Annotated in this window: 18 protein-coding genes and 1 pseudogene; 9 read left to right on the top strand and 10 right to left on the bottom strand. The window is 40.3% G+C overall.

The window, feature by feature from the left end; genetic code table 11:
* Positions 1–306: 306 nt before the first annotated feature.
* From CALSC_RS06485 to CALSC_RS06475, 3 genes are all read left to right on the top strand, one after another.
* Positions 307–627, top strand: coding sequence for a DUF3040 domain-containing protein (locus CALSC_RS06485; protein ID WP_088240571.1), 321 nt, complete (start codon positions 307–309; stop codon positions 625–627).
* Positions 628–632: 5 nt separating this feature from the next.
* Positions 633–2,714 (top strand): dynamin family protein, encoded by a 2,082-nt coding sequence (locus CALSC_RS06480; RefSeq protein WP_088240570.1) that lies wholly within the window; start codon positions 633–635, stop codon positions 2,712–2,714.
* A 389-nt stretch (positions 2,715–3,103) separates the two neighbouring features.
* Positions 3,104–5,356: a dynamin family protein gene (locus CALSC_RS06475; RefSeq protein WP_088240569.1), complete on the top strand. Its 2,253-nt coding sequence runs from the start codon at positions 3,104–3,106 to the stop codon at positions 5,354–5,356.
* Between the two features lie 228 nt (positions 5,357–5,584).
* On the opposite strand, the gene CALSC_RS06470 is transcribed toward CALSC_RS06475, so the two are convergent.
* Together CALSC_RS06470 and CALSC_RS06465 are read right to left on the bottom strand one after the other, a co-directional pair.
* Positions 5,585–6,223 carry a peroxiredoxin gene (locus tag CALSC_RS06470; RefSeq protein ID WP_088240568.1) on the bottom strand — a complete coding sequence of 213 codons (639 nt, stop codon included), beginning with the start codon at positions 6,221–6,223 and terminating at the stop codon, positions 5,585–5,587.
* Positions 6,224–6,377: 154 nt separating this feature from the next.
* The gene (locus CALSC_RS06465) at positions 6,378–7,628 is read right to left on the bottom strand and encodes a ribulose bisphosphate carboxylase small subunit (protein ID WP_088240567.1); all 1,251 of its coding nucleotides are present in this window, start codon (positions 7,626–7,628) and stop codon (positions 6,378–6,380) included.
* A 322-nt stretch (positions 7,629–7,950) separates the two neighbouring features.
* On the opposite strand from CALSC_RS06465, the gene CALSC_RS06460 reads away from it, so the two are divergent.
* On the top strand, positions 7,951–8,511 hold the full coding sequence (locus tag CALSC_RS06460; protein ID WP_088240566.1) for a peroxiredoxin: 561 nt from the start codon (positions 7,951–7,953) through the stop codon (positions 8,509–8,511).
* Between the two features lie 36 nt (positions 8,512–8,547).
* Here CALSC_RS06460 and CALSC_RS06455 read toward each other — a convergent pair whose 3' ends face one another.
* The 6 genes from CALSC_RS06455 to CALSC_RS26305 all read right to left on the bottom strand — a co-directional run bounded on the left by CALSC_RS06455 (position 8,548) and on the right by CALSC_RS26305 (position 12,407).
* Entirely contained in the window at positions 8,548–9,159 is a 612-nt protein-coding gene (locus CALSC_RS06455) for a GDSL-type esterase/lipase family protein (RefSeq protein WP_088240565.1), read from the bottom strand.
* Positions 9,160–9,161: 2 nt separating this feature from the next.
* Positions 9,162–9,605 carry a GNAT family N-acetyltransferase gene (locus tag CALSC_RS06450; RefSeq protein WP_088240564.1) on the bottom strand — a complete coding sequence of 148 codons (444 nt, stop codon included), beginning with the start codon at positions 9,603–9,605 and terminating at the stop codon, positions 9,162–9,164.
* A gap of 119 nt (positions 9,606–9,724) precedes the next feature.
* A complete protein-coding gene (locus tag CALSC_RS06445; protein WP_088240563.1) occupies positions 9,725–10,054 on the bottom strand; it encodes a ribulose bisphosphate carboxylase small subunit in 330 nt (109 codons plus the stop codon).
* A 46-nt stretch (positions 10,055–10,100) separates the two neighbouring features.
* On the bottom strand, positions 10,101–10,508 hold the full coding sequence (rcbX, locus tag CALSC_RS06440; RefSeq protein ID WP_088240562.1) for a RuBisCO chaperone RbcX: 408 nt from the start codon (positions 10,506–10,508) through the stop codon (positions 10,101–10,103).
* 88 nt (positions 10,509–10,596) lie between these two features.
* Positions 10,597–12,021, bottom strand: coding sequence for a form I ribulose bisphosphate carboxylase large subunit (locus tag CALSC_RS06435; RefSeq protein ID WP_088240561.1), 1,425 nt, complete (start codon positions 12,019–12,021; stop codon positions 10,597–10,599).
* Positions 12,022–12,260: 239 nt separating this feature from the next.
* Positions 12,261–12,407 (bottom strand): hypothetical protein, encoded by a 147-nt coding sequence (locus CALSC_RS26305; RefSeq protein ID WP_159460573.1) that lies wholly within the window; start codon positions 12,405–12,407, stop codon positions 12,261–12,263.
* 319 nt (positions 12,408–12,726) lie between these two features.
* Here CALSC_RS26305 and CALSC_RS06430 point away from each other — a divergent pair, with 319 nt between their 5' ends.
* The gene (locus CALSC_RS06430; RefSeq protein ID WP_088240560.1) at positions 12,727–13,854 is read left to right on the top strand and encodes a ligand-binding sensor domain-containing protein; all 1,128 of its coding nucleotides are present in this window, start codon (positions 12,727–12,729) and stop codon (positions 13,852–13,854) included.
* 162 nt (positions 13,855–14,016) lie between these two features.
* Positions 14,017–14,793, top strand: a complete 777-nt coding sequence (gene panB / locus CALSC_RS06425) for a 3-methyl-2-oxobutanoate hydroxymethyltransferase (protein WP_088240559.1) — start codon at positions 14,017–14,019, stop codon at positions 14,791–14,793.
* Between the two features lie 236 nt (positions 14,794–15,029).
* On the opposite strand, the pseudogene CALSC_RS27985 reads toward panB, so the two are convergent.
* Positions 15,030–15,233 (bottom strand): annotated as a pseudogene (locus CALSC_RS27985) (hypothetical protein); the annotation flags it as partial.
* A 218-nt stretch (positions 15,234–15,451) separates the two neighbouring features.
* On the opposite strand from CALSC_RS27985, the gene CALSC_RS06415 reads away from it, so the two are divergent.
* From CALSC_RS06415 to CALSC_RS06405, 3 genes are read left to right on the top strand one after another with little or no spacing between them, the layout of a single operon-like run.
* Entirely contained in the window at positions 15,452–16,444 is a 993-nt protein-coding gene (locus tag CALSC_RS06415; RefSeq protein WP_088240558.1) for an iron ABC transporter substrate-binding protein, read from the top strand.
* 3 nt (positions 16,445–16,447) lie between these two features.
* Positions 16,448–18,031: an ABC transporter permease gene (locus CALSC_RS06410; RefSeq protein ID WP_088240557.1), complete on the top strand. Its 1,584-nt coding sequence runs from the start codon at positions 16,448–16,450 to the stop codon at positions 18,029–18,031.
* Positions 18,032–18,060: 29 nt separating this feature from the next.
* Positions 18,061–19,119 carry an ABC transporter ATP-binding protein gene (locus CALSC_RS06405; protein WP_088240556.1) on the top strand — a complete coding sequence of 353 codons (1,059 nt, stop codon included), beginning with the start codon at positions 18,061–18,063 and terminating at the stop codon, positions 19,117–19,119.
* 207 nt (positions 19,120–19,326) lie between these two features.
* On the opposite strand, the gene CALSC_RS26300 is transcribed toward CALSC_RS06405, so the two are convergent.
* Positions 19,327–19,488, bottom strand: a complete 162-nt coding sequence (locus CALSC_RS26300; protein WP_159460572.1) for a hypothetical protein — start codon at positions 19,486–19,488, stop codon at positions 19,327–19,329.
* Positions 19,489–19,491: the final 3 nt, after the last annotated feature.

The following is a 19,491-nucleotide window of genomic DNA, read 5'->3' as shown; positions in this document are numbered from 1 at the left end:
GACTTACTTATTTGATTAATTTAGTACTATTCCTATATAGACTAGTTTACCCAGAATGCTTATGAAAATCTCAATCGACAAACAATTTTGGATTTTGCGGAAAGTTGCGGTGCGGTGAGTGTAGTATGGTCTTGGGGGTTTCCTCCCGTTGAGCAAACTTTTCAAGACGGATTGTGGATTTTGGATTAACTCCATGTCCTTCAGTGATTAAACTGATGTATCTTTTTTATTTTGTGAGCTAATTTACAAATTAGTTCCGCTAATTTATTGATGCATATTTATTTAGCTGTCCAGGGGTAAACTGGAATGAATTCTCCAGAAAATTACGAACAAGAATTACAACATAGAGAACGTAAATTAAGGGAAAAGGAAGCAGAACTACGACTTCGGGAATTGGAAACTGAAATTTCTGAGCAGGATGCTAAGTTCTATCGAACGGTGAAGCATGAATCAAAAAAGACTGAAAAACCTGCTTGGCGGAAAAAAACTGTCTTGGGACTAAAGTTATTCGGTTTGGGAGTTGTAGCACTGGTGGCTGTCCGTTTAGCTGCTGTAGTTGCAGGAGTAGTTATTATTGGAATTTTAATGTTTGCGGCTTATAAATTATTTTTCCATCCTCAAAACTAAAGATTATGAGTTATCAAATACCTACTGATCGGTTTATTCACGATTTAGAGCGATTTGTTCGAGTCCGTTCTGAGGTTTCCATTGCTTTAGATAAACTTGCTGAGACTATCGATAGGGCAGAAATTGATGGGGATACTGCTTCCGGAAAACTCAGTTTAGAACGGGATATTGAAGATATTAAGGTAGCGAGTAAAAATCTCCGCCAAGGTGTATTCCGTCTGTTGGTGTTGGGAGATATGAAACGGGGTAAGAGTACGTTTCTAAATGCATTGATTGGGGAAAATTTGTTACCCAGTAATGTTAATCCTTGTACGGCGGTGTTGACTGTTTTGCGCTATGGTGCAGAGAAACAAGTAACTGTACATTTTAATGATGGAAAGAGTCCACAAAAGTTAGATTTTGATACCTTTAAACATAAGTATACTATTGATCCGGCAGAGGCAAAAAGGTTAGAGCAACAGAAGCAGGAAGCATTTCCTGATGTTAGTCATGCTGTGGTTGAGTATCCCTTACCATTGTTAGAAAAAGGGATTGAAATTGTTGATAGTCCAGGATTAAATGATACGGAAGCACGGAATGAATTATCCTTGGGTTATGTGAATAATTGCCATGCAATTTTATTTGTTATGCGAGCTTCCCAACCTTGTACTTTAGGAGAACGGCGCTATTTAGAGAATTATATTAAAGGTAGGGGACTTGCGGTTTTCTTCTTACTAAATGCATGGGATCAAGTCAAAGAGTCATTGATAGATCCCGATGATGAGGAGGAATTACAAGAAGCAGAAGGTCGTTTGCGACAAGTTTTTCAGGCAAATTTAGCTGATTACTGTATTGTTGATGGACAAAATATCTATGATGAACGGGTGTTTGAAGTCTCTTCTCTGCAAGCATTACGTCGTCGATTAAAAAATCCTCAAGCTTCATTGTCAGGAACTGGTTTCCCTCGGTTTATGGAAGCATTAAATACCTTTTTAACTAGGGAAAGAGCGATCGCAGAATTGCGACAGGTAAAAATCTTAGCTCGTCAAGCTAGTGCAAATACTCAAGAAGCGATCGATAGACGTATTCCTCTTCTGGATCGAGATGTGAATCAACTCAAGGAACGGATTACTTCTGTAGAACCGGAATTTAACAAGCTCAGGGGTATTCGGGATGAGTTTCAGCAAGAGATTATTCGTACTAGGGATACCCAAGCCAAGTCTATTGCTGATTCTTTCAAGAGTTATGTTTTAAGTTTAGGTAATACTTTTGAGAATGATTTTCTCCGCTATCAACCAGAGTTAAATTTGCTTGATTTCCTCAGCAGTGGGAAACGGGAAGCTTTTAATACTGCATTACAAACAGCTTTTGAGCAGTACATCGCCGATAAATTTGCGGCTTGGAGTTTAACTGCTGAAAAAGATATGGGTGCAGCCTTTAGACAACTTTCCCGCAGTGCGGCTAAGTATGGCATGTCCTATAATCAAGTCACAGATAGAATTACAGAAAAACTCACCGGCGAACCAGTCAGATTGAACAGTAGTGTCTCTGGTGAAGATGATAACTCACCGGCGTGGGCAAAATGGGCAATGGGATTGTTTTCTCTGGCTCGGGGAAATTTGGCTGGTTTCGCGATGGCTGGTGCGGGTTTTGATTGGAAAAATATTCTGTTAAACTACTTCACTGTAATTGGTATTGGTGGCATAATTACGGCGGTTACGGGGGTTTTCCTCGGTCCCATTGGCTTTGCATTGTTAGGTTTGGGTGTGGGTTTTTTACAAGCGGATCAAGCCAGAAAGGAATTGCTAAAAACTGCTAAGAAAGAGTTGATGAAATATTTACCCCAGGTAGCCAATGAGCAATATCATACTGTTTACAGTGGGGTGAAGGAGTGTTTTGATTCCTATGAGCAAGAAGTGAATAACCGCATCAATGATGATATTACAGCTCGTAAGTCAGAATTAGATAACTTACTCAAGCAGAAACAAACCCGTGAAATTGACCGTGATACAGAATTAAAACGGTTAAGTAATCTTAGGGAGGATGTGACTGTACAGGTAGAAAAGGTAGAGTTAGCTTATAGTAATTTAATTGCTGATTACAGTTAATTTTTGGCGTTGCTGATTCAGAATGTGAATTTGGCTCACCAAAATAGGGAGTAGGGAGTAGGGAGTAGAGAGTAGGGAGTAGGGGAAGAGGAAAAATACCCTACTCCAGGATTGTTTGTTAGCGAAGCGCGAAGTGTCTCCTGAAAGGAGATAGCGTGTCCGGTAGGACATAGCCCCCGGATTTATCCCTGGAAAGTTAAGAAAATTTGGGTGGAGAGGCGCAAGCGGTGACAGACAAAACGTCAACATTAAATCCCCTACTTTTAAGTATGGGACATCCCTACTCCCACGCCCCTACTCCCTACTCCCTCGTTAAGCAGAGGCGCTCCAGGCGAAGAGTTAGGGATTTTAGAGACTAGATTTTGGAAATAATTGTCAACCGTCAACCAATGCAACAGGTACTTCAAAACTATCAACAACTAGCAACAGCAATTAAATCTGCGTCTAAATTGCTAGATTTAGATCCAAAATCAGCACTTTATACAGATGCGATCGCTATTTGTCATCATCTGACTAATCCCAACTTGCGTATTGCTGTATTTGCACCTTTTAATCATGGCAAGTCTACCTTAATTAATGCCATGTTGGGGAATAAAACTTTACCCATTGATTTGATTCCTACCACTGGTGCAGCGATTATAGTTAAGTATGGGACTGACTTACGGACTCGCATTGTTTTAGTTGATGGTACGGAGATTTACCGCCCTGGTACGGATATTTTAAAAAAGTTTGCCGTTCTTGATGGTGAGAGACGGATGCGGGGAGATGTTGCATCTGTGGAGGTGTTTTGTCCCCACCCTTTGCTAGAAACGGGGGTGGAGTTCCTTGATTTACCCGGAACTAATGACAGGGAAGCACAAGATAATTTGGTACGTCAACAACTCCTAGGTGCGGATTTAGTCGTGCAATTACTAGATGCGCGGAAGTTGATGACTTTGGAGGAACGGGAAAATTTACGGGATTGGCTGTGGGAACGGGGAATTAAAACAGTTATTTTTGTGGCGAACTTTTTGAATTTGTTAGAGCCTGACGAACAAAAACAAGTGCAACATCGCCTACGTTTTGTAGCTGAAAGTTTCCGCGCTGAATTACCTTCCGGCTTTAGTAATTTGTATCGAGTTGATGCTTTACCTGCTTTAAGAGCTAGATTAAAAGGAGATGTTGCAGCTGCTAATACTAGTGGTTTAATCGAGTTTGAAACCGCATTACAAAACTTGGTGAGGATTCTGCAAAAAGATACCCAAGTAGTAAGAAAGCCAAGGGTAGAAAAAATAGCTGCAAAAATCCAGCGATCGCTAAAAATAAAAATTACACCTTTAGAAGTTGAAATCGCTCAATTTTCAGACAAAAATCAGGCAAAATACAATATTAAAAAACGTGCTGCCGAGTTAATTAAACAAGGTTTTCATCAGAGTATTAATGAATTAAAAGATTTTTTAAACATAACCAACTTGCGAGATAAATATCAAGCAGATGCTGCTGTTGCTTTGGCTCAAAATGAGTTTAAATCATGGGAAATAGATCATCTCAAACAAGATTTAAAACAACTACAATTAGAAGTGAGTAAATGGCTGTATCAAGCTAATGAAATCTTCCAAACTACAAGACCAGAAGATTTATTCATTAACTTACCCAATACACCACAAGTTACCCTACCCCATAAGCCAGGAATTGATGATGGGATTAGCGATCCCAGTTCCTTAGCGGTTGGTGGCGGTATTGTTTGGTTATTAGGTGGCCCCGTAGGTGCTGCTGTGGTCGGAAGTATCACCTATATGGTGAATAAAAATCTGCAAAAAACAGAGACAAAAACATCTAATGAATCCTATCATCAACAAGTCGCAAAAATTTGTCTTGATGCTGTTGATGATTATTTAATGCAAGTGAATCGTCAAGGATTATCAATTATAGATAAATATCAGCAACAATTAGAAATTATTATTCAATTTAATCGTAGTGAACTACCATTAGAAATTCAACAAAAACAAATTGAATTACAGAAATGGCAAAATAGTTTATCCGAGTTAAATCAACAGCTACAAAAAAGTCTGGACATTCCTATTACTGATGAATTTAAAATTGAAGCAAAGACTTTCAATTCTCCAGAAATAAAACCTCCACAAACCCAAACTAAATCCTCAGTGTATAGTTTCTCTGGGAAAGGTGTGAAAGAAGAAGTTGTAATTCCCCGAAAAGCACCACAGCAACAACAAAATCAGCAAACAAACCAAACAACCACAAAAAAATCACCTCCATCTTCCCCTCCCCCACCAGCACATGATTTAGAAGCAAAATTCAGTGCTTGGGAAATTGATCAAGAAATTGCCCAAATGAAAGCAAATATGGGTAAGTCTGGATTTAATCGTAGTAAAAAAAATAATAACCAACAAAATCAAACAAACAAAGATAACAAGAGTAACAATAAGTCTCAAGCTAAAGTAGATCAACAACAAATTAATCGAGCTTACAAAATATTAGGACTACAGCCAGGAGTATCTATAGTTGAGATTAAAAATACTTACAAAAAATTGGTTAGGAAATGGCATCCAGATTTATATATAGATAAACCGGAAATGAAACAAAAGGCTGAGAAAAATATGCGATTAGTTAATGAAGCTTACTCGCTTTTATCCCAACAATAACTGTTATGCCAACAATAAATTTTGTTAATTGGCAATTTACTAATTTAATCTTATAGTACTATGCGATTAGGGCGCGTACATTGTTGAAGCACCAAAGCTATTAACAGTAAACTTATTACTTATTACTTATTACTTATTACTTATTACTTGCCCGTAGCACTATAATTGGCAATTTTCGGATATAAAAGGGTGGGAATTACCCACCCTCAATTACAATCATCGGAGGAATCACTTATTGGGTTGAGGAGTCATTCTTAAGTAAGGCTTAACCACTTCAAAGCCTTTAGGAAATTTCTGTTTCAGTTCCTCGGGATCTTTAATGGTGGGGACAATTACGCAATCATCACCATCTTGCCAATCTGCTGGTGTAGCCACACTATAGTCATCAGTTAACTGTAGGGAGTCAATTACCCGCAAAATTTCATCAAAGTTACGTCCGGTGCTGGGAGGATAGGTTAAAGTCAGACGTAATTTTTTGTTCGGATCGATAATGAAAACTGTCCTTACCGTTACCTTAGCATTAGCATTGGGATGAATCATATCGTACAAATCGGAAACTGTACGATCTGCATCTGCCAGAATTGGATAGTTGAGTTTTGTACTTTGGGTTTCCTCAATATCACCAATCCATCCCATGTGGGAATCTACATCATCAACACTGAGAGCAACGCATTTAACGTTACGTTTATCAAATTCTGGTTTTAATTTAGCAACAGTACCTAATTCTGTTGTGCAAACAGGTGTATAGTCTGCAGGGTGGGAGAACAGCACTACCCAGCTGTCACCTGCCCAATCATAAAAATTAATGTCGCCTGTGCTAGAGGCTTGGGTAAAGTTGGGTACTGTATCACCTAGACGGAGAGCCATGAAAGATTCCCTATTTTGTTAAAGCATGGTTATTTCACTTTGCAATCATGACATAAAACGCCTGTTGTTTAATGGGTGTTTAGCAGTTTGCAACAAAAAGTTATAGGTTTTAATGCTCAAATATCCTTATCCTCAGCGAGAAGGGTAAATTGAATCAATTTGGTCGTTGAATAATCTGCTCTACAACTCGCCGCTTTGCCTTGGGATCTATTCCGACTAACCTTACATACTCATCACTATATTCTGTCAAGCATTGTTTCAAGGTTGATATGGCATCTGATTCTGCATCAATTGTGCCCACATTACAACTTTGCCAAGAACCAGTACGAAAACGGCGCTCATCTACGTGCTCAACACCTATTTTGTAACCATAAGCCAGTAAATCTCGAACCTGTGCTTGAGTTTCCAGGGTGAGATGGGAATTATTGAGGTGATGTTTTTGGGAGCCATTGGTTGATGACTGGCTAATTGGTATTTCTGTATCCGCATGGTTACTTTCAGCAGATTGATTATACTTGCGGAAATTTAAGACGCGATTATACTCAGCAACCAAACGGTGATTATCCACTTGCTGCTGTTCTGTAACGATTAAGTTACCTATGTCTGTGAGGTGAGATAAGCTAAAATCAGGTCGTTTAAATTCTGGTAATCCAGCTAAACTTTTAACCACCCGTTGAGATATACGTTCTAAACCAACCTCATAAATAAAGTCACTAATTTGTTGATCATAAATACGCGATCGCAAGGCGCTAAAAAAGTCAATAGCCTGGTTGGGAAACTTATCAATTAATTGCTCTACTTCCTGGGATGACAGCCCATCTTCACTAAAAATACCACCAACAATACCCAGCTTGTCATCCTTATCTGGTTGCCAATAATATTTTTCCATGCGTCCATCCCGAATTAATGGAGCATAGAGGGTAGAAAAATCATTTCCAGTAGCGATAATGGGGACACGATGTAAAGGTGTAGCATCGTAACTTCCTGGAAGTTGGACATTGGTAGGATTATCGGCAATATTCATCAGTGTGGCATTTACCAATTGGGTATTCACCGTATACTGAGTACCTTCATCAAAGCGTCCCGCACCTGCATCTAAATCGTTGATCAGAATTACACACATTTGACCCCGCACTTTGATTAATTCGGCGGTTTCCCGGTAACGCAGACGCAATAAACGGGCGGGATCTCCAGCATCAGGACTTTCCAATTCTCCCCCGGAGATATGAGTTACTTCCACACCCATTTTTTCCAGTACTAAATCGCATTGAAATGATTTACCTTCACCTTTACGTCCATGAATTCCTAATATTAAAGGAACTCGCATATTGGGGATATTAAGATAGTTTTTGGTGATAAAAATGGCAAGTTTCTCTTCAAAATGGGGGGAGATATAATAACTCATATTAATTTTGGATTTTTGATTGATTGTTAGCAGTGGTTAGTTACAACTTGGCTTTCAATAATATTATGATGCAAAATGTAAAATTTTATCAGCGTACTTTATATACTAATAAAAATTTCTTAAATCCTTATATAAATTCCTTTATATTTACCACCATGATATATTTGACTTGGGTAAATGCTTGGATTATAGATATTTCTGAAACAGTTTTTATTCATGGGATGAACTACTCAATTACTTTGTAGTCCATTAAGATAAAGGTGTAGCATTTAGAGCCTATATAAGACTAACGAACGATGAAGTATAGAAAGACTATATGCATATGAGCAGACTCAATCAACTCCCTGAGGATCTTCCAATTCCAAAAGATGATGGCACCTGTCGCCATTTACCAGGATTCCCTGTACCAACTATAAAGCTTTCCGCAACAACCGGACAATCCGTTGATATATGTGCAGAAAGCCATCAGCAGCGTGTTGTAATATACTGCTATCCCATGACAGGGCAGCCTGATAAGCCCTTACCAGAAGATTGGGATATGATCCCAGGTGCCCGGGGCTGTACACCTCAGTCTTGTGCTTTTCGGGATCATCATACTGAAATCAAAACCCTTGGTGCCTCTGTTTATGGGCTAAGTACACAATCAACCGACTACCAACAAGAAATGGTAACAAGGCTACATCTGCCTTTTCCTATATTAAGTGATGAGCAGTTGTTACTTGCAAAAGCTTTACAGTTACCAACATTTTCTGTTGATGATATGACTTTAATTAAACGACTGACGCTGATTTTATATCAAGGTTTCGTTGAACATGTGTTTTATCCAGTGTTTCCACCAAATAAAAATGCTGCTATTGTTATACAATGGCTTCAAGAGAATTAAATTATTAAATACTATTTAATAATATACTTACATACTTCACCGAAACCAACTTAACCAACCATCCCAATTATCTACAATTTGTGCAAATACTTGATAACCTCCTGCTCTGGGATGAGCACCATCATTATTTTTAGCTTCATCTATCCACACAGAAGATTTTTTTAAAATAGGAAAAACATTTAAATAAGGTATATTCAATTGTTGGCAAACTAAACCAAACTCTTGAGATAAATTAGCAATTCTCTGATTTTGTTCCCTATCTCCACATGGTGCTGGACTAACCATTAACACAGGGTATAACTGTTTAGCTGCACTTAAAATACTGGAGAGATTTTCAATTGATTGATTTATTGGTACGCGGGTTTTCCCATTTTCTATTGTTATGTCATTTACACCAAAGGAAAACACAACCCTACCATCATATTCTTTTGGTAAGCGATAGGAAACTTCTGTTAACCAACGATTTTTTAGCTCAGTGCTAGTTTCTCTTCTTACACCTAAATTATAGTACGTTATATCGTAACCTTTTTGATTGGCATTTACACATATTCTACCTGTCCAACCAAGGCATTGGGGGTCGCCAGTTCCATTCACAAATGATTCTCCTAGAAAGCAAATTCTCACTTCTGAAGGCTTAGTTCCTGACATAATTAATTAATTTTATAAGAGTAGATTAGCCACTCACTTCCACTTCCATATTTTTGATATAGCTGTTGTGCGATCGCATTATCTTTAGTAGTTGACCATCTAACTGTACTCATACCACGGGACTGAAGATAATTGATGCAGTAGTCAACCAACTTTTTGCCATATCCTTGCCTACGATGATTTTCTAATATATATAAATCATTGAGAATGGCAATTTGTTCGGCAATGGTACTAGAAAATGAATAATAAATTGTTGCGAAACCAAGATGTATTTCCTTATCTTGCAAGAGAAATAATTTTCCCAATTCTTCATTATTCATGATTCTATTCAAGTGTTGACGATTTTTTTCTGTATCAATCGCATTTACTTGATAGAATTCTTGGTATTTTTGTAACAGCTCTAAAGCAACATCAAAATTTTTCAGGTTTAACTCTTCTATAACCATGACACGATTTGCATTCAGCCATTTGATGCTAAAAAAATAAAAAGAAGAGAGGTAGATATTTCCACCCCTCTTAATTTTAAAATACCGAGTTGTCGCTAATTATTAATAGCGAATCAATCTTAGTATCTGTTGGGTTTGTGAACAATGAAGCTGAGGATTTGACACTGCTTAATATTATCAAAACCAACAACGCGGATAAAGCAATTAGAGTATTGAGAACGACATTCTTGTACTTCTCTCAATACATCTTGGGTGCTGGTAGCGTTGAACAAAGGCAATTTCCACATTGTCCAGTAATACTGGGTAGGTTCAGAATCTTCGTTGAACTCAATTGCTGGGAAGTAACCTTGATCCAAAACGTACTGAATTTGCTTGGCGATTTGAGCGTCACTCAGAGGAGGAAGGTAAGAAAGGGTTTCGTAACGACGCTCTTTTGGTAAAGTTTGCATAGTTTTTGATGATAGTTGGCGATATTTGAACTACGGTAAGCAGAATCTAATCAGATGGAATATCTAAATTAGGATCTGGATTGGTTTTTTGCTCCGTCTCTAGGCTGGGGTTAGATAAATTCAACTGCGTAATACGCTCAAGATGCTGACGACGATGCTGCATATTAGCTTGCTGAATACCAGTGCAAAGCATTTCTGGTAAAAACTCAGCTACTTCCTCTGCAATATTTTCTCTGACAGACATAATCCGCAAAGCCAATTCTGGTTTTTCTTGGAAAAGCTGCTCTATCAGAGCTTCCCCATCCTGAATTTTGTCGGCGGAAAAGTTATTTAGCCAGCGCCATAGTGGAGGATTTGTTTGACTAAGTTGAGCTAACACAGTTTTAATTGCCTGGTAAGTCAGGTAACGTTGCAGTGTCTTAGCTGTGTCTTTCGCAATTTGCTTCAAATTCATGCTTGACCCCAGCCTTTAGTTAAGTTAAAAGTCAAAAGAAGAAAAAATATATTCTTTTACTTTTTAACTTTTACCTTGTACCTAAGAATTAGACGGTATCCATTGCCTCGAACTCGAACTTAATTTCCTTCCACAGTTCGCAAGCAGCAGCTAATTCTGGGGACCATCTAGCAGCTTCACGGATGATGTCGCCACCTTCACGAGCCATGCTACGTCCTTCGTTACGAGCTTGAACACAAGCTTCTAAGGCTACACGGTTAGCGGTTGCGCCAGGAGCATTACCCCAGGGGTGACCCAAAGTACCACCACCAAATTGTAGTACGGAATCATCACCAAAGATTTCTACCAATGCGGGCATGTGCCATACGTGGATACCACCGGAAGCTACAGCCATTACACCAGGCATAGAAGCCCAATCTTGGGTAAAGTAAATACCGCGAGACTTGTCTTGCTCAACATAGTTTTCACGTAGCAAGTCAACGAAGCCCATGGTGATACCACGCTCACCTTCCAATTTACCAACAACGGTTCCGGTGTGAATATGGTCACCACCAGACATCCGCAAACACTTAGCCAATACCCGGAAGTGAATACCGTGGTTCTTCTGACGGTCAATAACCGCGTGCATCGCTCTGTGGATGTGTAGTAATAGACCATTGTCACGACACCAACGAGCCAAGGTGGTGTTAGCAGTGAAACCTGCGGTCAGGTAGTCATGCATAACGATGGGCATATTCAGCTCTTTAGCGTACTCAGCCCGTTGTAACATTTGCTCGCAGGTAGGAGCGGTTACGTTCAAATAGTGACCCTTGATTTCACCAGTCTCTGCTTGTGCTTTGTGAATAGCATCAGCCACAAACAAGAAGCGATCGCGCCACCGTTGGAAGGGAGCAGAGTTGATGTTTTCGTCGTCCTTGGTGAAGTCCAAACCACCGCGCAAACATTCATACACAGCACGACCGTAGTTCTTCGCAGACAAACCTAACTTAGGCTTAATGGTACAACCCAACAAAGGACGACCATACTTATTTAATTTGTCACGTTCAACTTGGATACCGTGGGGAGGGCCTTGGAATGTTTTCAGGTAAGCAACGGGAATCCGTAAGTCTTCCAAACGTAGTGCTCGCAGAGCTTTAAAACCAAATACGTTACCTACAATGGAGGTCAACACATTAGTTACAGAACCTTCTTCAAACAAATCCAAAGGATAAGCTACGTAGCAAATATATTGGTTATCTTCACCAGCAACTGGCTCAATATCGTAGCAACGACCTTTGTAGCGATCTAGGTCGGTGAGCAAGTCTGTCCACACGGTTGTCCAAGTACCAGTGGAAGACTCAGCAGCTACAGCAGCGCCAGCTTCTTCTGGAGGAACTCCCGGCTGGGGTGTCATGCGGAACGCCGCTAATAAATCTGTATCTTTTGGTGTGTAGTCTGGGGTGTAATAAGTTAATCGGTAATCCTTTACCCCTGCTTCATACCCTGCTTTTGCCTGAGTCTTCGTGTAAGACATATTTACCTTCCAAGGAGTCACTCTGTTGAACGACAAATTTCGCTAGGTGCTGTTTATCATCATCATTACCTATCCTCTGTTCACTAGAGAATTGGTTGGGAACATTATTCTGTTAGGGATTGTCTGTAGTGAGGTCTAGTTCTTTTTCTGAGACGGGGTACTGAATGAATATCCAACAATATTCACTTCTTGATTGCTTTCGCTCTCCCACGCCTTGAGAATACTTTTTCCCAGGACCCTTACATAATCAGCACGCTAGACAGCGCACTTGCCCTTTCTCCATTTTCCCAGGAATCAAAAATAATTTTTATTTGTTCCCCTGAACCACCACTCAAAGTATCAACTGTTGTTGATGGAGTTTGAGGGAGATGACGAGTGAAAGACAAAAATCGCACTCCACGTAATTTGTATCTAGTCTCACAATATATCAAGAATCCGATAAGTTTTTCTTTCAATCTGCTTAACTTTGTTATTTAAATTCATTATTAAACATTTTTTTTACTTTTTGTTAACGATAAGTAACAAAACCACATGTTTCGTTGTATGTCGAGAATATTGGAGAAATAACTACATGTTCTCAGAGCAACGCCATCAGAAAAATCACGGCAGACTGTAAAAAAAATACCAAGTAGGGGAACACTGAGATTAACCCACAGCCAGTTGTATTGATTGCTATGGGTGCTGTATCTACGAGGATGTGTGACCGTGTTATTGTTTCGCAACCAGACTAACCCACTATTTATTCCCGTCCTACTGGGATGTGTAGTACTATCAACCCTAGGTTTCCAGGGCATCAGGAATCAGGTGTTAGCGCAGAAAAATCAACCTAGCAAAAAACCAGACAAAATTCTCCAAGTAAATCCATCGGAGCTAACCCCTACTTACCCTGCTAAGGCTCCACCACAAAAAGTTAATCCCTTGCCCGATGAGCGTCAACGGCAGGAAAACGTTGGAGAAGTTAATTATCGGATTGGTGCATTACAAGCAGACTATACCGGTAATCTTTGGGTTGGTTCTTGGCGGGGGTTAACACGGATTGACCCGAACACAGGTAAAATATTGGCTCGGGTGAGGTTGCCCAACTTAACCATTGGAGATATCACCCAAGATAAAGTCGGTCGTTTATGGGTGGGAACCTATGGAGGACTGAAAAGGATCGACCCTCGTAGTAGTGAAATTACAGCCCAGAATTTATTTTTGCCTTCTAAAAGAGTATTATCTTTATTGATTGACAAAAGAGGTTATTTGTGGGTAGGAACCGATAATGGTTTAGCATTAATTAGTCCTGACCAAGGATTGTTGATGACCACCTTACAAAAACTGCCTGGTGTGAGTGCTAATGCTTTGACCTTGGATGCAGAAGGCCAACTATGGGTAGGAACCCTCGATCGCTTGGTGCGGGTAGACACCGCTAAAGCCTTTGTCATCAAGCAAATTGATCGCTTACCAGGAGGAACTGTACAAGCCCTGGCAACTAGCCCAGAAGGATTGATTTGGGCAGGGATGCCAAATAACTTATTAGTCATAAACCCTCAAACCGGTGCTATCTTAAGGTCTGTCACACCTTTAAGGGGACGTAATGTAAAATCAATTAAGTTTGCCAAAGATGGTAGTGTGTGGGTTGGTACTAGTAATGGTTTACTACGATTAAATCCACATACTGGTGCTGTATTAGATCAAAAAGTACCTGGTCTTCCTTCTAGTCGAGTTTTAGCGATCGCTCCTGATGTGGGTAATAAATTATGGATTGGTACGACTGAAGGTTTAGCTTGGTTAATGCCTAATATGAAACAGGCAAGACCCCATTTTGGTTTTACTCGCGCAGTTAAATGAAGAGAGAAGGAGGGAAGGAGTGAAGGAATTAATCTCGATTTCTTCACAGTTTCCAACTCTCAGTTCCCAATCTAAAATCTAAAATCCGTCTTGAAAAGTTTGTTCAACGGAGGGAACCCCCGCACCGCAACTTTCCGCAAAATCTAAAATCCCAAATTGCCAATGCCAATTACTACCCACAAATTAATCCAATGGAAGCAGGAAGGACGAACCATAGTAGCTTTAACAGCCTGGGATTATGCGATCGCTCAACTCCTTGATTCTGCTGGGGTGGATTTAATTTTGGTGGGTGATTCTATGGCGGTAGTCTTGGGGTACGAAAATACACTACCAGTAACTTTAGAAGAAATAATTCATCACGCTAAAGCAGTTCGTCGTGGTGTTTCTAGAGCATTGATGGTAGTAGATTTACCATTCTTGACGTATCAAGAAAGTATTCAGCAAGCAATGCACTCAGCAGGACGAGTACTCAAGGAAACTGGGGCACAGGCAGTAAAATTAGAGGGTGGTTATCCACAAATGCTGGAAATTATTGCCCGATTGGTGCAAGCGGGAATTCCGGTGATGGGTCATGTGGGTTTAACACCCCAGTCCGTGCATCAATTGGGTTTGCGTCAACAAGGAAAAACCGACACAGATGCCCAGAGGATTTTACAAGAAGCGATCGCTCTGGAACAAGCGGGGGTATTTTCTCTAGTCTTGGAGCATATTCCCGCAGATTTAGCATTACAGATTACTCAAAAACTCAGTATTCCTACTATTGGAATTGGTGCAGGTAAAGATTGTGATGGTCAAATTCTAGTTACTTCTGATGTGTTGGGGCTTTCAGCAAGACAACCACCATTTGCTAAAGTTTATACAAATCTGCGACAGACAATTACTAAAGCTGTGGAAGATTACGGGATGGAAGTTAGGGAAGGTAAGTTTCCAGAATCTTGAAAATAAGTACTAAGTACTAAGTACTAAGTAATAAGTAATAAGTAATAAGTAATAAGTAATAATTCCTTTCTTGATGCAGTCGCTCATGGGAGAGACCCTCAAGACCGCGCTGCATCGCTATTTCAAGCCCTCAGATTCATGTATCGGGTTTCTCCCCTGCTCCCTGCTCCCTGCTCCCTGCTCCAACAATGTCCGCACCCTAATTGCCTAGTGCTATAACTATTCAGCATGGAAGCAAAAAATAAGGGGAAGATTAATGTTTCTTCCCCCTGTCTTCTTGTTCGATTGTTCTGAGATTGATTATCTAAATTGTCGTTCCCTTTGAGCTTTTTTCTTAGCATCTGCTGTTGCTTTTTCAGTTGTCGCTTTCTAGCAGAACCACCCTTACCTTTATTATTTCTCCCTTGCTTGCGGGGAGACTCCCATCTTTTTAATCGCATGGTAGTGACTTCCTTAAATTTTAATCCAATACCAAACTTATAATACAAATTGTATTTTATTGTAGCCTAAATTGTCAACTAAGATTAAATATATTTTTTTTGAGAAATATTCTTGATTAATTTAATGAATTAATGATATGAGTTGAGAATAATTAATTTATTGCAAAAAGTTCCCTTTAATAATTACGGAGAGTAGAAGGGTGAGACAAGCGTCGTTGATGAAAATCTCAGCTGGAGCATTGGCTGTTGTTATCAGTATGGGCATGGGTTTAGCAAATAGTGCCCAAGCTCAAACCCTAATTATTTATTCAGGTAGGAGTAAAAAGCTAATTGGACCCTTGATTGAAAAAGCCAAAAAGGATTTAGGGTTTAATATTCAAGTGCGCTATGGTAAGACTGCTCAATTAGCGATCGCACTGTTGGAAGAAGGTAGAAATAGTCGTGCCGATCTATTTTTTGCCCAAGATGCTGGAGCCTTGGGAGCAGTGGAACAAAAACAACTCACTCTGAAAATTCCATCACCACTATTAAATCAGGTTGATAACCGTTTCCGTTCTCCACAAGGTCATTGGTTAGGCATTTCTGCAAGGGCACGGACAGTTGATTATAATACCAAACTAGTAAACAAAAGCGATTTACCAGAATCAATTTGGGACTTAACCAAACCCAAATGGCGAGGCAAAGTAGGTTGGGCTCCTACCAATGGCTCATTTCAATCCTTTGTTACAGCTATGCGAGTTTTGTCAGGGGAGCAAAAAACCTTACAATGGTTGCGTGCTATGAAGGCTAATGGAGTGAAATCATATCCCAAAAATACTCCAATTGTGGCAGCTTTAGGAAGGGGCGAAATTCATTTGGGACTAGTAAACCACTATTATTTACAACGCTTCAAAAAAGATAATCCCAATTTTCCGGTAGCACACCACTATACGCGCAAAGATCCAGGCGCTATGATAAATGTGGCAGGGGTGGCAATTATGAAGACCACCGATCAAAAAAAAGATGTGGAAGCATTGATTAATTATCTACTTAAACCTGTATCACAAAATTATTTTGCTCAAAACACTCGTGAGTATCCTTTGGCAGCAGGAGTCAGCGCATCTACCAAGCAAATTCCATTGAAAGAACTTAACCCACCTAACATTAACCTCAGTAACTTATCTGATTTAGAAAAAACTTTGGAATTACTACAAAAATCAGGAGCATTGTAGTCATTGAAAGCGGTTCGCCCTCCATTGTTTCTCACTCTAGCAGGGGTGGTGGTAGCAATTGCCATTGCCCTTCCTTTGGTGTATTTAGTTATCCGTACAGCAGGTATGGGTTATGAGGATTTGTGGGCATTAATTTCTAGTTCCCGCAATCTCTCTATTTTAGTTAATAGTGCGGTGATGGCGGTACTAGTAACTGTATTTTCTACCCTGATCGCCGTACCCCTAGCATTTTTAACTGTACGCACAGATTTACCCGCACGGCGGTTTTGGTTAATAGTAACCACATTACCCTTGGCAGTTCCCAGCTATGTAGGTAGCTTCACCCTCATTGCTACCTTAGCGCCTAGGGGTAGTTTTTTGCAGATATTACTAGCACCCTTGGGAGTGGAGGAGTTACCATCCATCTATGGTTTACCGGGGGCTGTGTTAGCAATCACCTTGTTTACCTATCCCTACATGTTGCTAAGTGTCCGTTCTGGTTTGCAAGGTATTGACCCATCACTAGAAGAAGCTGCTAGAAGTTTGGGTTGTAGCAAAAGGGAAACCTTTTTTAAGGTAATCTTACCCCAATTAAGACCTTCAGCGATCGCCGGGGGTTTGTTAGTCGCTCTATACTCCCTAAGAGATTTTGGCACCCCTTCTCTGATGCAGTTTGATGCTTTTACTAGGGCGATTTTTATCCAATATACAGCTAGTTTTAACCGTAATTCTGCCGCCGCATTAGCTTTAATGCTAGTTTCCCTAGTATTAGTTATTTTATGGCTAGAATACCGAGTGCGATCGCGGGCTGCATACTACAGTCGGGGTTCCGCATCTCAACGTCCCATCCCAGTAATCAAGTTGGGAAAATGGAAGTGGTTGGCTTTTAGTTTTTGTTTGCTCATCGCTATCTTCAGCGTCTTTCTACCCGTTGGTATTACCATATTTTGGTTAATGCGTGGTTTGAGTACAGGCTACTCCTTCCCGAATTTATTACCAATAATCTTCAATTCCGTGGGAGTAGCAGCATTAGCAGCCATAGTAGCCACGGTATTTGCTTTACCAATTGCCATCCTTGCAGTCAGATTTCCTCATAAAATTACCGCTATCATTGAGCGTTGTTCCTACATTGGGTTTGGAGTACCGGGAATTGTAATTGCCCTCTCCTTAGTTTTTTTTGGAGCTAATTACTTACCGTTCCTGTATCAAACTTTGCCCATGCTCATGTTTGCATACTTGGTTTTATTTTTACCTCAATCCCTAGGTAGCGTCCGTAGTTCCCTCTTACAAGTTAATCCCCAACTGGAAGAGTCAGCCCGCAGTTTAGGCAGATCCCCTTGGCAAACCGTCAAAGAGGTAACCCTACCCTTAGTCAGACCAGGGATTTTAAGTGGAGCAGTGCTTGTATTTCTGACCACCATTAAAGAACTACCCGCCACCATGTTGCTATCTCCCATTGGTTTTAGTACTTTAGCAGTGGAAATCTGGCAAGCCACAGAAAATGTGGATTTTGCCGATGCAGCAGCAGCTTCCCTAACCATGCTCTTGGTTTCTATGGGTTCAACCTTACTGATTCTTTCCCAGGAACAAGTTCAAAATAAAACATAAATAACTAGATTTTTATACGTAAATTAACTATGAAACCAGTAATTTTAAACTTACAAAACATTGCTAAGAAGTTTGTAGGTAATTCCTCGAACGCAGTTGATAATGTCTGCTTAAAATTACACAAGGGTGATATTTTGGGGCTACTAGGGCCCTCTGGTTGTGGCAAAACAACCCTATTGAGAATAATTGCTGGTTTTGAACAACCACAAACAGGAACAATAGAAATTGCCGAAAAATTGGTTTATTCACCCGAACTTTTTACTCCTGCAGAGCAACGGGATATTGGTATTGTGTTTCAGGATTATGCCTTATTTCCTCATTTGACAGTAGTGGGTAACGTTGCTTTCGGGTTAAAAAAACAACCAAAACAGGTAGTAGAACAACGAGTATCTGAAGTATTGGCTTTAGTCCAGTTACAGGGGTTAGAAAAACGCTATCCCTATGAACTATCAGGGGGGCAACAACAACGAGTTGCCCTGGCTCGGGCTCTAGCACCACAACCACAACTGATGCTACTGGATGAACCTTTGAGTAATCTTGATATTCAAGTCCGATTACAACTGCGAGAAGAGATCCGAGATATTCTCAAAGCAGCAGGAACCTCAGCCATTTTTGTCACCCATGACCAAGAAGAAGCCTTAGTCATGTCTGATACTGTAGGAGTAATGTACCAAGGACATTTAGAACAATTGGGTACACCAGAGGAAATTTATACCCACCCTGCATCCCGTTTTGTGGCAGAATTTGTTACCCAAGCTAATTTTTTGCCTGCCCACCGCCAAGGTAGTATGTGGTCAACAGAAGTTGGTTGTTTTCAATTTGCAGGTAAGTCTACCGCAAACAACCATGACAGTGCTGAATTAATGATTCGCCAAGAAGATGTGATATTACAGCCTGCTGATGACGCTGCGCTGGTAATTCGTACCCGGCGGTTCCTAGGGCGAGAATACCAATATTGTTTACAAACACCCTCAGGCAAAGAATTGCACGCCCGGACAATGTTGGATACCTTATTACCTGTGGGAACAAAAGTTAATTTAGCGATCGCAACTGATAAATTAAGGGTATTTCCTCACGGTCTTGGATAGTAATATCATGTCTGGTTAAATACTTATCATTAGGACTGCAAGGGAGCAGGGAGTAGGGAGCAGAGGAAAAACAAAACCTCATAAGTAGTTAAACATAATTAATTACACAATGTCATTGCGAGCGTAACGGAGTGAAACGAAGCAATCGCAAGGGTTATGATTATTTCGCGTAGTTTGTAATAATGGTAAATATTTTTGTTTGATTACTTATATGAATCTGGGAGCTTGAAATAGCGATGCAGCGCGATCTTGGGGGATCCAGCGTTGTAGACGGTAAGCCATTGCGGTGGACGGGTTTCCCGGCATAAAGCAAGTGGCGCAACCCGTAGGGATTTCCCGTCGCAGACGACTAGCGTTGGTCTCCCCCATGAG

Origin of the sequence: Calothrix rhizosoleniae SC01 (assembly GCF_900185595.1) — a bacterium.
Lineage (GTDB): Bacteria > Cyanobacteriota > Cyanobacteriia > Cyanobacteriales > Nostocaceae > Calothrix_A > Calothrix_A rhizosoleniae.
The sequence above is the reverse complement of the archived record's forward strand: the minus strand, read 5'-3'. Positions and strand labels throughout refer to the sequence as shown.

Coding starts and splice junctions, on each gene's coding strand:
- CALSC_RS06445 (WP_088240563.1), bottom strand. CDS start 10,054: ATGCAAACTTTACCAAAAGAGCGTCGTTACGAAACCCTTTCTTACCTT.
- CALSC_RS06455 (WP_088240565.1), bottom strand. CDS start 9,159: ATGTCAGGAACTAAGCCTTCAGAAGTGAGAATTTGCTTTCTAGGAGAA.
- CALSC_RS26300 (WP_159460572.1), bottom strand. CDS start 19,488: ATGGGGGAGACCAACGCTAGTCGTCTGCGACGGGAAATCCCTACGGGT.
- panB (WP_088240559.1), top strand. CDS start 14,017: ATGCCAATTACTACCCACAAATTAATCCAATGGAAGCAGGAAGGACGA.
- CALSC_RS06415 (WP_088240558.1), top strand. CDS start 15,452: ATGAAAATCTCAGCTGGAGCATTGGCTGTTGTTATCAGTATGGGCATG.
- CALSC_RS06450 (WP_088240564.1), bottom strand. CDS start 9,605: ATGGTTATAGAAGAGTTAAACCTGAAAAATTTTGATGTTGCTTTAGAG.
- CALSC_RS06405 (WP_088240556.1), top strand. CDS start 18,061: ATGAAACCAGTAATTTTAAACTTACAAAACATTGCTAAGAAGTTTGTA.
- CALSC_RS06460 (WP_088240566.1), top strand. CDS start 7,951: ATGAGCAGACTCAATCAACTCCCTGAGGATCTTCCAATTCCAAAAGAT.
- rcbX (WP_088240562.1), bottom strand. CDS start 10,508: ATGAATTTGAAGCAAATTGCGAAAGACACAGCTAAGACACTGCAACGT.
- CALSC_RS06435 (WP_088240561.1), bottom strand. CDS start 12,021: ATGTCTTACACGAAGACTCAGGCAAAAGCAGGGTATGAAGCAGGGGTA.
- CALSC_RS06470 (WP_088240568.1), bottom strand. CDS start 6,223: ATGGCTCTCCGTCTAGGTGATACAGTACCCAACTTTACCCAAGCCTCT.
- CALSC_RS06475 (WP_088240569.1), top strand. CDS start 3,104: ATGCAACAGGTACTTCAAAACTATCAACAACTAGCAACAGCAATTAAA.
- CALSC_RS06465 (WP_088240567.1), bottom strand. CDS start 7,628: ATGAGTTATTATATCTCCCCCCATTTTGAAGAGAAACTTGCCATTTTT.
- CALSC_RS06480 (WP_088240570.1), top strand. CDS start 633: ATGAGTTATCAAATACCTACTGATCGGTTTATTCACGATTTAGAGCGA.
- CALSC_RS06485 (WP_088240571.1), top strand. CDS start 307: ATGAATTCTCCAGAAAATTACGAACAAGAATTACAACATAGAGAACGT.